Origin of the sequence: Paenibacillus sp. BC26 (assembly GCF_900116125.1) — a bacterium.
GTDB classification, from domain to species: domain Bacteria; phylum Bacillota; class Bacilli; order Paenibacillales; family Paenibacillaceae; genus Paenibacillus_Z; species Paenibacillus_Z lignilyticus.
Genome location: NZ_FPAD01000001.1, coordinates 2,243,908 through 2,258,666 on the forward strand (window position 1 = coordinate 2,243,908; position 14,759 = coordinate 2,258,666).

Here is a 14,759-nt window from a genome sequence, read left to right on the forward strand (position 1 = left end):
GAGAGCGAGGGCTTCGGCAAATATCTTGATCTGGTTGAGGAGGTTTAACATGAATCAGCGCGCTGTACTCGCTGGGGGATGCTTCTGGGGAATGCAAGACTTGATCCGCAAGCTTCCGGGCGTCGTCTCGACTCGAGTCGGCTATACTGGCGGTGACACTCCGAACGCGACCTATCGCAACCATGGCACTCATGCGGAGGGGATCGAAATCGTCTTCGATACGGCGGAGACGAGTTACCGTCGCATCCTGGAGTATTTTTTTCAAATCCACGATCCTACGACGCGGAACCGTCAGGGCAACGATATCGGCACAAGCTACCGTTCGGCGATCTACTATGAGAGCGACGAGCAGAGAAAGGTGGCGGAAGAGACGATCGCCGACGTGAACGCGTCGGATTTATGGCCGGGCAAGGTCGTCACCGAAGTGACGCCTGTCGGCGACTTCTGGGAAGCAGAGCCGGAGCACCAGGACTATCTGGAGCGCTATCCGAGCGGTTACACCTGCCACTTCCCGCGCCATAACTGGGTCCTTCCCAGGCGAGAGGCTGATGGCAATTCCTAGTTAGTCACAACAGTTGTCGGACAACAAGAACATATATACAACTAAAGCCGCTTAAATTGCGGCTTTTATTTTTTTGTATAGAAGTCCTTGTCGTGAGCGCAATCAAACAGCGCCAGTCTAGGACTTTATTTTCTCGTTCGTGGCTGCCGCTGTTTCAATTTCTAGGCTCAGTCTTTTATTTTCTGTCATATCTTCCTCTATCGGAACATAGCTATGAAATTAATTGATAGTTTCACAGCTGAGGAGGCGGATGATATGACCTATGAGCTTATGTTCACTGTGGAAGAAGTCGCAATTATGCTAAATAAGGATAAGCGCATTATTTATCAGTGGTTGGCAGCGGGCACCCTGCATGGGAAGCGCAGAAACAAGGGAAGAAAAAGCAGATGGGAGATTCCTGCTTCGACAGTCAAACCATTCATCCCCGGCAAGTTAAGTGAGCATGATAAAGCCATTTTGGACATATCGGATAAAATTCTTGAACTGAGAGAACGACAGATCAGCGAATCTAGCATCGCTCTTCTAGATGAGTTACTCATGCACTTCCTCAGTCTACAAGACAAGCACGATTCTGAAAAGGAAAGGAAGAAGAGTCGGTGCCATGAGCTTGGAATCGCAGCAAGAGATTGTATCGGATGGGACAAGCTAGCCCTGCATCAATTGATTAGTATGAATCGGAAGGGGCTAGTAAGCGATGAGGCGTTAAGCGAGCTTTTAATTTCTAACGAGTGGGTTGCTTCATACGAATATCTTACTAATGAAATCGTCGTATTTATGAGAGATGCCGAACGGATAGCTGATCACTAAACAGAGACTTCCGAAATGTCGGGTGACCAGAATATTATTACATTAAAGGCCGCGAAAATCGCGGCTTTTTTATTTATGGGATCAAGTTCTTGTCAAAATCAAATGACAAGAACTTGATCTCATTCCCACGAAAAGCTTGAAGATCATATAAATGAAGCACCAAGCCAGAAATGACCGACTGCACTTCGTTGAACTAACGGGCAGCATAGTTCAATCTTTACGAAGGGGACATACCCATCATGTCGTTATTCAGTTTATAATAAAGTCGTGTACTTTGTGGAATGTCTGTTGTTAACCTGTGATGGTGTTTGAACAATGTTCCACTGACAGCAAGTATTTTACTATTCTAAGGACAACGATTGTTCTGGTAGGTATAAAGGGGTTTTTAATGATGAAAGAAAACTTTTGGCGCGATTTACCACGACCTTTTTTTGTACTAGCGCCCATGGAAGATGTGACAGATGTTGTGTTTCGCCATGTGGTAAGTGAGGCAGGCAGACCGGATGTGTACTTTACGGAGTTTGCGAATACGGAGAGTTATTGTCACCCAGAGGGGAACAAAAGTGTACGTGGGCGCTTGACTTTTACCCCAGATGAACAGCCCATTGTAGCACATATCTGGGGAGATAAGCCGGAATTTTTCCGTGAAATGAGCATCGGCATGGCGAAAGAAGGATTCAAAGGCATTGATATTAATATGGGTTGTCCAGTAGCGAATGTAGCAGAGAATGGGAAGGGCAGCGGCCTGATCTGCCGTCCTGAAATCGCAGCGGATATCATCCAAGCCGCCAAAGCCGGGGGACTGCCTGTCAGTGTAAAAACAAGGCTCGGTTTTAGTGACCTAGACGAATGGCGTGACTGGTTATCCCATATTTTGAAACAAGACATTGTTAATCTGTCCATTCATCTTCGGACAAGAGAGGAAATGAGCAAAGTACAAGCTCATTGGGAACTGATTCCGGAAATTAAGAAGCTTCGTGATGAGGTCGCGCCAGATACACTTCTGACCATTAACGGGGATATCCCTGACCGTCAGACCGGCCAGCAGCTTGCAGAGCAATACGGTGTCGACGGTATTATGATTGGTCGCGGTATTTTTCAAAATCCATATGCATTTGAGAAAGAGCCGAAGGAGCACAGCAGTGAAGAATTGCTTGATCTGCTGCGGCTCCATCTGGATCTGCATGATCAATACTCAGCAGAGGAACCACGTTCGTTTAGTGCGCTTACCCGTTTCTTCAAAATCTATGTCCGTGGATTTCGAGGGGCAAGTGAACTCAGAACCAGCTTGATGAACGCCAAATCAAAAAGTGAAGTGCATGTATTGCTGAATAAATTTGGAAGCAAGGAGCTTGATGGGGCTGAGGAACTTGGAAATTAGATGGGTAAGGGTCCACGAGGATTATGGAGGAGGAAAGATTAAATTAACGGGCGTAATAGCTCAATACACACATATGACGAAGCTGCCGGCACGATTGGCGGCTTCATTACGTTAACGGACAGTTACCTAAATGTCCATAAAAGCACTAATGATTTTGGCTGCGTTTTTTATGACGAAGATGAGAGAACAGAAGTTATAACTGCTCCGGCAACAGCCCAGTACGAAGGAAGCGAGGCTTTTAACCTTTTTTCGTGCGACCCAGATTGGAATGCAACTGGGATGACAAAGAAGATACCTTTTTTTGAAAAATAGTGAGAAAATTGAACAAGTTTAGGGGAAACGCAGTCTTTATCGGACTGCGTTTTTAATTTGTCGGGATTGCCCGCAAAACGATGGCGTTTCTTGTTATTTCCTCGGCCTATTTAGTTCCGGTAGGGCTGAGGGAGCATGCACCGCTTGTCGGAAAGGCTGACCGTGCGTAGGTCTTCCCGCCAATTTAAACGATATGGATAAATAGGATATTATTGTAAATAGGCACTTCTAATGGAGTGCAAATCGAAACCGCGAAAGAGGGTTACATATGCCGATTGGGTACAACATTAACCTAGCCAATCTGAAGCTGAACTCGGTCAAGATTAATCCCGCTGCCAATGTCATGCTAGCTCCAAACGTGATCCAGACGAGACTCCTTCAACACAAAGCAGTACTGGAATCGTTCGGCATTCAGCAGGTATCAGCACTCGGCAAGATTACAATCTCCGGCAACATCGTACCGAAAGCAGGATTGCTGAAGCCGGGAGCTAATATCGTAGGCGGCTTGACGACCTTTCAAGCGGCTTACCGGGTGAAAGCCAGTGCATTGCCTAATGCGCCGGAGCTCGAGCTGTGGGGCGGATCCGCTAATTTCTTAAACGCGACCCCGTTTACGCGTACTCCCGATGCCGCTAGTTCCATCTTTATCAACGATGCGTATTGGGCTGCCAGCGAAATCGAGCTGAAGGACAACACGACAGTTATTCTGAAATATCCACAGAAGCATTTGTTCATCATCACGGAGAAATTAATAGTTGGAAAAAACGTGACGTTCACGTGGGAGCGTCAAACGCTGTCTTCGCCTCAAGTATTGAGCAAACCGGCGACTCCGCCGCAGGTGCCTACACCGAATTCGCTTGGCGGCGTTACCGGAACGGACGGTACGAACGGAGTTAGAGGGAATCGCGGAGGAGATGGGTCGGACGCGCCCGAAATCGAAGTGTGGATGCTCTCGCTTCAAGGCAGCCCGATCTTCGAAGCGCGCGGACAAGACGGTGGCCAAGGCGGCAAAGGTCAAGACGGCGGTAATGGCGGTCAAGGCTCCAAAGGCATAAGGGCGCAGCTGGATGCCTTCGGTTTCTGTAAGGCCGGCTCGGGCGCGGGCGGCAACGGTGGACGCGGGGGAGCTGCAGGCACTGGGGGCGACGGAGGCAACGGCGGGCACGGGGGCAAAATTACGCTTTATGCGCCACAAGCGATCATTAATCAATATACGGCCGGGTTTTTCATTTCGGTAGATGGAGGCACGAGCGGAGCGGGCGGCATTCCAGGCACGCCTGGAGCAGGTGGTCCAGGGGGACAGGTCGGCGATTCCGTCACAGCGAACTTTGGCAGCGTATGCGGCAGCAATGGCAGGACGGCAGGCGCACCGGGTGCGCAAGGAGCAGCCGGCGCTCAAGGGGCATACGGACGTACGGGAGATAAGTATTCGAACGCGATCTCGATGAACGCGATCGAGGAGGATGATTTCAGACGAGCCTTACTTGAACCGGTTATTATGAATACGTCGCCATCATCCGTTTACATAAACGACGTCGTTACTTTGGAAGGGCTAAGGTTTACGCGTACGGATACGGTACTAATAGACGATATTGCGGTTAAGCCGAGCTATTTCGGCGATACGAGACTGCAGTTCACCGTGCCGTCCGTATCTGGCGGACCGCATGCAGTCTACGTTAAGCAGACGGACGGCACGTTGTCCAACAAAGGGACGGTCGTCGTTCAACCGAGACTGCAATACGTTCAACAGAACAATGCGGTCGTAACGAGGTTGACACCGGGGACGACAGTCGTGTTGAACGGAAGCGGCTTCGCGCCGGGCGCGACCGTGAGCGTCAACCAGCAGGATATGCCGGGAGTGCGTTATATTAGCCCGACCCAACTTGAGTACTTGTTCATCCGTCCCGCTAAAATCAATCCAAATCCGTCCGGAGAAGCGGTGAAGGTCAAAGTTTCCATCGCGGGCGGACTGGCGTCGAATGAAATCGACCTCGTGCTCGATACGTACAACATCCTTGTGCTCGGAGATTCGATTCAGTGGGGACAGGGGCTTGCGGATAACGAGAAAATCCATTCGCTCGTCGGCGCGGCGGTGGCGGTCCGGCAAGGGAATATAGGCATCTATAAAGAGGTCATCGCGCATTCCGGCGCTTACATCGGCTTTAATGATCAGCATGTGGAGGCTCCGAAGCCGGGCGAAGTGCCGACGCATTACCCGACGATCTTTCAGCAGTGCGATTTGTTCGGCGGCCATAAGCCATCGGTGGATTTAATCTTAATTGATGGCGGCATTAACGATATCAATCTGGAGGACTTGCTTAACCCGTTTAATCCGATCGACGTTCCCGCGCTGTCCCAACAATTTTGCCACGATCACTTGAAGGAGATGCTGCTCAAAATCGCCCGGGACTATCCGAACGCCAAAACGATCGTAACCGGCTACTATGCGCCGTTGTCCAGGGAGAGCGACCTAGAAGGAATCAAGGCGATACTCGTCGCTCTCGGGATCCTAATAGGAGGGACGGTCGCAGGCCCTATACTAGGCGGCGTGGCAGGCGGAGTCTCGATGGAGCTATTCGGGAACAATGAGCTTAATCTCGTGCTGGATCGCTGCGCGGAGCTGGCCAAATTCAGCCGGATCCATCTGGAGGAAGCGGTAGACGAAGTGAACGCAACCCTTCCAGCGAAACGGTTCTTCTTCGCCGACCCCGGGTTTATACCTGCGAACTCGATGTTCGCTCCTGATCCGCTGCTGTTCGGCCTGCACGCCGACTTATCGCCGCAAGACGCTAATATCGCGCCTTCTCGCGCTGTATCGTGCGTAGTTTCGGGCTGCACGGGCATGGAGCTGGAAATTTGCAAACGGGCTTCGATTGGCCATCCGAACACGAATGGCGCAAGGGCATACGCCAAAGCTATTATCCCTTTGTTATAAAGCATACGATCCGTATAACACGTAGTGAAACAATAAACCGCGCCGTCTCGGTGCGGTTTATTTGCCTTTGCCTCTTTTCTGTTTTTCGGCGCAGGCAATAACCTAACGTCAATATGTGATAAATTATGACACGTTATTGCATCAAAATACCTATAAAGAGCGTAAAAACTAGTTCTATGGCAGTTAAATGATAAGTTTTAGCAAAGAGATGATTGATAAATGGAAAATGTTCGGGTATTATGAACCTGACAATATATCAGAAAATTAAGTGTTTTATGTCTTGTTTAATTTAATAAACCTATCTTCTAGTAGATAGAATAACAGCTTTTTAGTTGTATATGAACCTTTCTTTGAAAAGGGTTACATATAAAATTGATTTAGGAGGAAAGTTATGCATCATCGGAAGGTTGTCAGAAAAGCTCTATCATTATCGCTCGTAATAACAGTACTCCTTGGTTCGTTGTTCGGCAGCTTGGCTTTTGCCTCGCCAAGCACGAGTATCGGCGTCGAGCCGGGAACCGCGCATGAACAACCGGCCGTTCAGGATGCCGCGTCCGCGCAGTTCGACACGCTGACGCCAAGCGAGTCGAAGGTTGCCTTCGCCTTGTCGGAGGGAAGCCATCCGGTAACAGTCGAAGCGAAGTATAAGGACGGTTCGGCGAAAGACGTGACGACGCAAGGCGCTTGGATGTCCATGAATCCAGCCGTCGCCGTCGTCGACCGGGGCGTCATTACGGCCAAAGCGGCCGGAACGACGGAAGTGCGCCTCAATCTCGGCGACGCCGTCGTCAACGTTCCTGTTACGATCACCGCAGGCGCCGGAGCGCCGGAAGCGGCAGAGCCTTCGGAGCCGACGCTTGTCACATACCTGCTGTCCACGCTGAACGTGTTCGTCGAGGCGGATACGAACTATCCGCTTCATCTGCATGGGACGTTCACGGACGGGTCGACGCGGGATATTACGGCCGATGCCGTCTGGAGCACGGACGATGCCGCGGTTGCGACCGTTTCGCACGGCATGATCAAGGGCATCAAGGGCGGGGCTTCGACGTTCATCCGTGTAAAATACGGCAGCATGCCGACACTGTCGATCGCAGTCACCGTTCAGAAGGATCCGATTCCGTTTCAGTTGTTCGGTCTTATGATGTCGGAAAGCGTACTGAAGATCATGGAGACCGACGCGCCACATCAAATCTATGCGGACCTGGAATATCCCGATCAGGATCTTTACGAGGTGACGAATCTTGGCAAATGGTATTCGTCTAATGAATCCATAGCCACTGTCGACCAGACCGGCGTCATTACGCCGGTCGGCAAAGGCATGGCCTATATTTACTTCGAATATAAGTATACGGCGCCGACCGGCACGGAAGGCGAAGAAGGCTATGACGACGGCCTGCTTGTCAATGCCGTGCAGGTGTTCGTCGGCGGACCGTTCAAGCTGGAGCGCTATACGCCGGACATGATGGCGCAGCTGGAGCTGGACACGCCTATTTCACTCCCGCCGCGGAGCTATCAGGAAATTACGATCATGGGCGTTTACTCCGAGGATCCTCGGACTGGCCAAAACTATAACGAAGATGACGTCACGGGCGATATCGAATGGACTGTCGCGGATAAATCCATCGTGTCCATCAACGACTCCGGCCGTATCTTTGCAGGCGGCAAGGAAGGCACGACGACCATTACGGGCCATTATTTAGCGCTCGAACCGTTCACGTTCAACGTGACGGTGACGAAGGCCGCTGCTGCAAACAAGGTGCTGAATTTGGTAGCTGAGCCGACCTTCGTGGAAATTAAGGATGGCAAACCTGCTCAGCCGCCAATCATCAAAGCCATTTACAATGACGGCACAGTTGAAGACGTCACGTCCAAAATCGCCGACAGCGATTGGCTCGCTTCCGATGCATCGGTAGCGTACCACAGCGACAACGGTACGATCGTTGCTGAATCCGTCGGCTCGGCCGTTCTCGGCGCGATCTACAAGAATGAAGTTGCCATTATACCTGTTATCGTGAAGCAAACAGATCCGAAGACGGCGGTCTCCCTTTCCGTTACGCCAGATTCGCTGAACTTGCAGCTCGGCAAGCATGAAGCGTTGTCAGTCGAAGCGGTCATGTCCGGCGGCGAGACGCTGAATAAAACACAGGCAGCTGTCTATCGCTCGGCCAACCTGCAGGTGGTCTCCGTTAACCGCAAGGGAGAGATCACAGCAGTCGGCAAAGGAACGGCAGCTATCGAGGTGTCGTACGGCGGACAGAAGCAATCGGTCACGATTGAGGTTGCTGCTTCCGAGGGATTGCCGCCGGTTGCAGAGACACCGAAGCAGATTACCGGTATTACTGTAAGTGATCCGAAAATAACGCTGGATGTTACGGCTGGCCCTCGCCCGGTTACCGTGCAGGCTGACTACAGTGACGGCACGAGTGCGGACGTAACCGCGCAAGGCAAGTGGTCGACGCAGGATGCCGGCGTGGTTACGGTTAAGGACGGCGTCTTGACGCCGGTGGCTCCGGGCTCTACCCGCGTGCATCTGGTACTGGACGGCGCAGTCATCGCAGTTCGCGTCACCGTTAAGGAAGGCGACTACTCCTCCAACGTCAGAGTGGCAGGTGAAGGCGCGGCAGCGGAACCGACGGTTGACGCGCTGCTTCTGTCGACCACAAAGATTTTGGTGCAAAAAGGGGCTAAATTCCCCGTCCAGCTGCTCGCTGTCAAGAGTGACGGCACGACGGAGGACGTGAGTGACCAAGCAGCATGGTCGGTCTATGATACCGAAATTGCAGACGTGGTGAAGGATAACGGCGCAGTCAGCATCCTCGGAAAATCGACGGGTGACGTTAATCCAGATCCGGGCTATCAGAAGTTTGGCAGAACGACGCTTACCGTCGGATACGGCGATTTTACGCCGACGATCGTGAACGTGTCCGTTAGCGAGCAGCCGGATCAGCCCGACGTGCTCGACATCGGCTTCCGGACTTCCGACTATTCGTGGTACTTTGACGGCGCGTCCTTCAGATTGTACAACGGACAATCGCCATACGAGCTGAAGCCATTCGCTTTGGATACGACGGGTGATACCTACCCGGTGGAAGACGGAGCGTGGACATTCTCGCAGCCGGACGTCGTGAACGTCAACACGGACAACGGCTTTGAGGCCGTAGGAACCGGGAAGACGGATGCTGTGTTCACGTACGAGCGTTACGGCGTGACCTATAAGCGTACGCTTCACTTCGAGGTTGTCGACCTGGAAGGCATCGCAGCCGATGCGGACGAAGCGGCTGGCGTTTATTCTGTCGACGTTCATCCGCAAGGTTCCTCGCTCGTCGGCTTGAATGAAACGTATACGGATAAAGACGGGCAATCGTATACCGACCCTCTATCCGGGTTCGTCGATTGGCAGATCGATGATCCTGATCTCGTCGCCGTTTACGACGAGCAGCCTTATGTTCGTTTTGTCGCTGGGACGAAAGAGGGCACGACGCGGGTGACTGGGGAGTACTTCGGCCATACGATCGCATTCGACGTGACGGTGACGAAGAACCCGATCAAGCCGAAAATCATGACGCTTGTCGCAGATCCAACGTATTACGTGTTCGATGATGCCGACGATCAGCCGGTTGTTCCTGTGGTCAAAGCCATCTATAGTGACGCGACCGTTCAGACACTGAACAATGCAGATCTGACGTGGTTCAGCGGCGAGCCGACGATTGCCGATCTTACGGAGGACGGCAAAATTACGCGAACGAACCGTAAAGGCGGAACCAACGTCGTTGGCCAATACAAGGGTATCGGAGTCAGAATACCGGTAATCGCGACGTATTCGGATGCGACGCCGGTGGCTACAGGCTTGACAATTACACCTGACTTGAATTCGATGACGGTCGGCGGAACGCAACAGTTGAAGGCAACGGCAACGATGAGCGATCTAAGCGAACCTGTTGTGACGGATCTCGCGATGTTCGAATCGAAAAATCCGGACGTGGTTACCGTCAGCCAAGATGGTCTCGTAACCGCCGTTAAGCCGGGTACGGCGAAGCTGCGCGTTTACTATTGGGGCTTCAATGAATACCTGACGATTACGGTTTCGCAAGCTAATACGGGCGGTTCGGGCCCGATTGTAACGCCTCCGTCGCCTCCAGTAACGGATCCGGTTACGCCAACGCCAGAAACGCCTGTATTGAACGCTTCCGTGGATGGTGCGGCGGTGAAAGATCGGATCGGCAAAGCAAAGGCCGATGCGACGTCCGTTACGTTCAGCGACGTTCCGTCTACTTCTTGGAGCGCTTCGTCCATCGAATTGGCTTCGAAAGCCGGGTTTGTCCAAGGTTATGCGGACGGCTCGTTCCTGCCGAAGAAGAACGTGACGCGCGCCGAATTTGCTTCGATGCTTGCGAATGCGTTTGGCCTGACTGGATCGGCCAAGGTCTCGTTCACAGATGTGAAAGACGACCACTGGGCACATGGCGCGATCAGCGCACTGGAAGCCTTGGGCTTCATTAAGGGCTACGGCGACGGCACCTTTAAGCTGAACCAGCAGATTACGCGTGCAGAAATGGTAACGATTCTTGCTAAGGTCATCGACTTTGGCAAAGCCACTCATACCAGCACGTTTGCCGATTTGAATAATCATTGGGCAGCTAAAGCGATTGATGCATTGACTGAAGCAGGCGTCGTGAAAGGCAGAGGGGAACATACCTTTGCACCGAACGCGAATGCAACGCGCGAAGAGGCTGTTGTCCTCATCCTGCGTGCGCTGAATGCGAGCTTGGATTTAGGGTTATCCGAATAAGCAGCTTGGCAAGGAGAAAAGGAAGCGCAGATGCGCTTCCTTTTTTCTATGTAACGGTTTAGCGCCAAATGAGGACCCCTGAAAAATGAAAATTTTCCCGATAACGCTGGAATTACTGTAACATTTAGGAAATTAAAATCGTCTATTAGTCTATGGAATGAAACATGCCGGCTCTTGGCATTGTCCGAATATGAGAGGAGCGTCACGCTGCTCCGCTGATGAAGAACGGACGTCTCTATTTCTCGTTGAAATGGTTGGAGACTGCGCAATTGGACGTCATCAAGTAATACCTTAAAGTAAAGCATTAATGAGGCAAGGTTCGGAAGGAGACAAAGAAGATGAAAGAAACAAAGATTTTTAAACAAGTGAATAATTGTTCTATTAATGCTGACATATATTACCAAGGAAGAAATTCGCCTGTCATTATTTACATTCATGGTGGTGGCTTAATTGCTGGAACTAGAGCTTGGATGTCTTTAGAACAAATTGAGTATTTTTGTCAGGCTGGATTTAGTGTTGTGAATATTGATCACCGACTGGCTCCTGAAACAAAATTGGAATCGATTGTAGAAGATATTAGAGATGCACTTGAATGGGCTCGAACCAAAGCAACGGAATGGTATGATTTTAATACAAATAACATAGCTCTATTTGGTAAAGCCTCTGGTGGTTATCTAAGCTTGTTAATAGGCACTATGGACATTAAACCAAAAGCGATAGTTTCTTGTTTTGGACATGATATTCTAGGGGAATGGGCGACGAAACCGAGTGAACATTTCCGCCAACAATATGAAATCGTTGATAAGCAAAGCGCCTATCAATTCATAGGGGAAAAAGAAATAACGGATGGTCAGTGGGAAGAACGGGGCAATTTATTATTTTATTGTTTTCAGCAAGGTGTTTGGGTTAATGAAGTGACCGGATTCGATCCGGCTAATGATTATAATAAATTAACACAATATAGCCCTATTCATAATATCACTGCGGAGTATCCGCCTACGTTATTTCTACATGGAGATAAAGATAAAATAACGCCATATGAGCAATCGGTGATGATGTATAAGAAGCTTCAAGAACATGGAGTATATACTGAGTTGATAACGATTGAAGGAGCGGATCATGATTTTGATCGAAATTTTCATGATCCGATGGTTCAAAGAGCATTTCAAAATGTTGTTGATTTTTTAAGAACACATTTATGTAAGTAATTCTGAGAAATGGCGCACGTCAGTTAAAAACCGAATTTACGCTACGAGGCATTATTAATCATTAAGCTAACGGGCACGTTAGTTCAATATATAACAGGCTGCCGATTAATTGGTAGCCTGTTTCAATATTGGGGGGGATACAATTAATAAAGCATGGAAAAGATACCCTTTAAATTAGTCGAATAGTCTTGATTGGGGGTTCCATAGAATGAAACTTATTGTTGCTGTTATTCTCTCTCTGATTGTATGTATTCCGATTTGCAATGCAGCTGTGCCAACTTCCAGTCCAAATATTGAATTAAAAAAAGATCCCTTTACTAAGGAACCGATTACCCGTGTCGAGCAGCTCGAACGTGTTCTTATTCTTGAGTTGCAGCGGAAAATACATACTCAAATGTAATTCCACCCTAGCTTCTTTTTATTACGAATGGCATTCATCTTCCCCCAAGAAAAAAGTGGTATTCAATGCTCATAACTGCCCGTTTCAATGAAAAACGGCAGCCGATAATCCAACCCAGCTGCCGTAGTTTTCTATTGTGCTATTGTTCTCCCAGACAGCTGTCGTTGAACTATCGTTCCCGTTACCCCGTTATCTAAGTTTAACGGTGCTTTTCTGTCACGTTGAATTTGGTTACGACTTATTATTAACATGTTCAAAGTTGCCATAGTGACATATATTCAAGGAATTGGAAACGAGCCAAATCTTTCAATTAGTTACCCCAGATGGAGATGAAATTGATTATTCAATTTATTGAATAATTGTCAGATCGATCGTTGGGCTAACGGGCACGTTAGCTCAATACATACATCTAAGACGAAGCTGCCTGAACGATCGGTGGCTTCATTACGTTAACGGGCAGGATAGTTTAACCAATTTCGCGAATATTATATGCCAGCTTTTCCAAGTTGCAACCAATATAGGATGTCTTCAAAGCTGGCACGATTGGCGGCTTCATTCCATTATCGGACAGTTTACACAGCGTCCTCCGTCTGACGTAAACTTTTTTTAAAAGTTATAGGAATTATTAAAAAGTTAAAAAATAAATCGATTGACTCATACAATTGTTGCCCGTTATTGATAATGTTTCTCAATAAGTTTCAATTTATAGCTCACTTTTAATCAAATGCAAGGCTTTGCAGGGGCTTCAATATCGGAGCCTTTTTTATTTATGATATCAAGTTCTTGTCAAAACCAGATGACAAGAACTTGATCCCATTTCCGAAATCCTCGTAACGCAGCCTAGCCTTTAGGCTGTGCCTGAATCTTGCGGGCGACCCGCTGACCGAGCCCGGCATCTGCTTGGGTGAGGTAGCCGAGTACGAACGTTTGCGTGCCGGGAGAGACAGCAGCCAAATTGGCACCCAGGTTATCGACGAGATGCTCCTGCTGAATTGGCGGAAGCGCCCTATAATACTGACCAGCCTGCGTAAAATCATCCTGCTTCGGGATATCGGATCGCGTCAGGCGTCCTTCAACAAATCTCCCGTTGCCGCTGGTGATCTGCGAGTCAGGCGTCCAGTTCAACTGATGATTAATCGGAATGCTACGGAAATCCGGCCCAAGCCGCCGCCGCTGCGAATCCGTGTAAATATTGGCGCGGCCTTGCAGCATTTTATCGTCGGATAGTTCAGCGCCTTCCAGCAGATTGGATGGGGAGAACGCGAGTTTCTCCACTTGCTCCTTATAATTGCTCGGATTGCGGTTCAAGACCAGCTTCCCGACCGGGAGCAGCGGGTACTGACGTTCATCCCATAGCTTCGTATCGTCTAGCGGATCATAAGGGAGGGCGACCACGTCTTGGGGGTTCATCAGCTGCACGTAGAGCCCGTATTCAATCGTTTTGCCGGCGTGCAGCGTGTCATACAATTCTTGCGCGGCATAATCCGGATTCTCACCTGCGAGCCGGGCCGCTTCACTGCTGTCAATATACTGCGTGCCGGCGAGAGGCAGCCAATGATATTTGACGTAGCTTCGGAAACCTTGCGCGTTGACCCAGACGTATGTATTGACGCTGTGGCCCGGAATATGGCGCAGACTCTTGGCCGTGCCCGCGTCGGAGAAGAGCCAGAGGATAAGATGGGTCGCTTCCGGCGCCCGGGCGATGAAGTTCCAGAAAATTTCCGGGTTAATGAGGTTGTTGACGGGCGACGGCGAGAGCGCTTTAACCGCTTCCGGGAAACGGACGGCGTCCCTGACTAGGAACACGGGGATATGATTGAAGACCAGATCGAACACGCCATGATCCGTATAGAACTTTGTGGCGAAGCCACGTATGTTTCGGGACGTATCCGGCGTGCCTTTGTTGCTGACGGCCAGTGAAAATCTCACCGTGACAGGGACTTGCTGTCCCGGCTGTTGCAGAAAACAAAGCTTCGTGTGCGCCGACATGGCATGCGTCGTCTGAAAGTAGCCGAACGCGCCGCAGCCTTTGACGTGCACTGGCCTTTCCAGCAAGGTCGAATGTACGAATGTCTCCAGCGTTTCATGCAGCAGGCTGTCCTGTTCGAGGACGGGGCCTCGTTCGCCGACCGTTTGCGAGTGCTGGGCAGGCGGAGTCTGGCCCGGCCAGTTATCCGCACGATGGTCATTATTCTCGTTCATCCCTCTACCTCCTTTGGGTATATAGAAAGGTATGAGGAGGGATGCTTTTGCATGATTGAAGAACGACAGAAATATTGTTCTTGTCATCCGGCAGAAACTGTCGGATGACACGAACATATATGCTTAAGAAGCCGCTAACTGCCCCTTTTTCAATTGTACG

At 50.0% G+C, this 14,759-nt stretch carries 8 protein-coding genes; 7 read left to right on the top strand and 1 reads right to left on the bottom strand.

The window, feature by feature from the left end:
- Positions 1-49 precede the first annotated feature (49 nt).
- The 7 genes from msrA to BM412_RS09745 all read left to right on the top strand — a co-directional run bounded on the left by msrA (position 50) and on the right by BM412_RS09745 (position 12,397).
- On the top strand, positions 50-562 hold the full coding sequence (gene msrA / locus BM412_RS09715; RefSeq protein WP_091216884.1) for a peptide-methionine (S)-S-oxide reductase MsrA: 513 nt from the start codon (positions 50-52) through the stop codon (positions 560-562).
- A gap of 255 nt (positions 563-817) precedes the next feature.
- Entirely contained in the window at positions 818-1,369 is a 552-nt protein-coding gene (locus tag BM412_RS09720; protein ID WP_091216887.1) for a hypothetical protein, read from the top strand.
- 391 nt (positions 1,370-1,760) lie between these two features.
- Positions 1,761-2,750: a tRNA dihydrouridine synthase gene (locus BM412_RS09725; protein ID WP_091216890.1), complete on the top strand. Its 990-nt coding sequence runs from the start codon at positions 1,761-1,763 to the stop codon at positions 2,748-2,750.
- A gap of 580 nt (positions 2,751-3,330) precedes the next feature.
- Entirely contained in the window at positions 3,331-5,997 is a 2,667-nt protein-coding gene (locus BM412_RS09730; protein WP_091216892.1) for an IPT/TIG domain-containing protein, read from the top strand.
- Positions 5,998-6,388: 391 nt separating this feature from the next.
- Positions 6,389-10,789 (top strand): S-layer homology domain-containing protein, encoded by a 4,401-nt coding sequence (locus tag BM412_RS09735; protein ID WP_091216895.1) that lies wholly within the window; start codon positions 6,389-6,391, stop codon positions 10,787-10,789.
- Positions 10,790-11,127: 338 nt separating this feature from the next.
- On the top strand, positions 11,128-11,997 hold the full coding sequence (locus tag BM412_RS09740; protein ID WP_091216898.1) for an alpha/beta hydrolase: 870 nt from the start codon (positions 11,128-11,130) through the stop codon (positions 11,995-11,997).
- 208 nt (positions 11,998-12,205) lie between these two features.
- A complete protein-coding gene (locus BM412_RS09745; protein ID WP_091216900.1) occupies positions 12,206-12,397 on the top strand; it encodes a hypothetical protein in 192 nt (63 codons plus the stop codon).
- Between the two features lie 840 nt (positions 12,398-13,237).
- Here BM412_RS09745 and BM412_RS09750 read toward each other — a convergent pair.
- Entirely contained in the window at positions 13,238-14,599 is a 1,362-nt protein-coding gene (locus tag BM412_RS09750; RefSeq protein ID WP_091216903.1) for a catalase, read from the bottom strand.
- Positions 14,600-14,759: the final 160 nt, after the last annotated feature.

Excerpts from the sequence above, each read along its gene's own strand:
- msrA (WP_091216884.1), top strand. The coding sequence starts at position 50 with ATGAATCAGCGCGCTGTACTCGCTGGGGGATGCTTCTGGGGAATGCAA.
- BM412_RS09745 (WP_091216900.1), top strand. The coding sequence starts at position 12,206 with ATGAAACTTATTGTTGCTGTTATTCTCTCTCTGATTGTATGTATTCCG.
- BM412_RS09735 (WP_091216895.1), top strand. The coding sequence starts at position 6,389 with ATGCATCATCGGAAGGTTGTCAGAAAAGCTCTATCATTATCGCTCGTA.
- BM412_RS09725 (WP_091216890.1), top strand. The coding sequence starts at position 1,761 with ATGAAAGAAAACTTTTGGCGCGATTTACCACGACCTTTTTTTGTACTA.
- BM412_RS09750 (WP_091216903.1), bottom strand. The coding sequence starts at position 14,599 with ATGAACGAGAATAATGACCATCGTGCGGATAACTGGCCGGGCCAGACT.
- BM412_RS09720 (WP_091216887.1), top strand. The coding sequence starts at position 818 with ATGACCTATGAGCTTATGTTCACTGTGGAAGAAGTCGCAATTATGCTA.
- BM412_RS09740 (WP_091216898.1), top strand. The coding sequence starts at position 11,128 with ATGAAAGAAACAAAGATTTTTAAACAAGTGAATAATTGTTCTATTAAT.
- BM412_RS09730 (WP_091216892.1), top strand. The coding sequence starts at position 3,331 with ATGCCGATTGGGTACAACATTAACCTAGCCAATCTGAAGCTGAACTCG.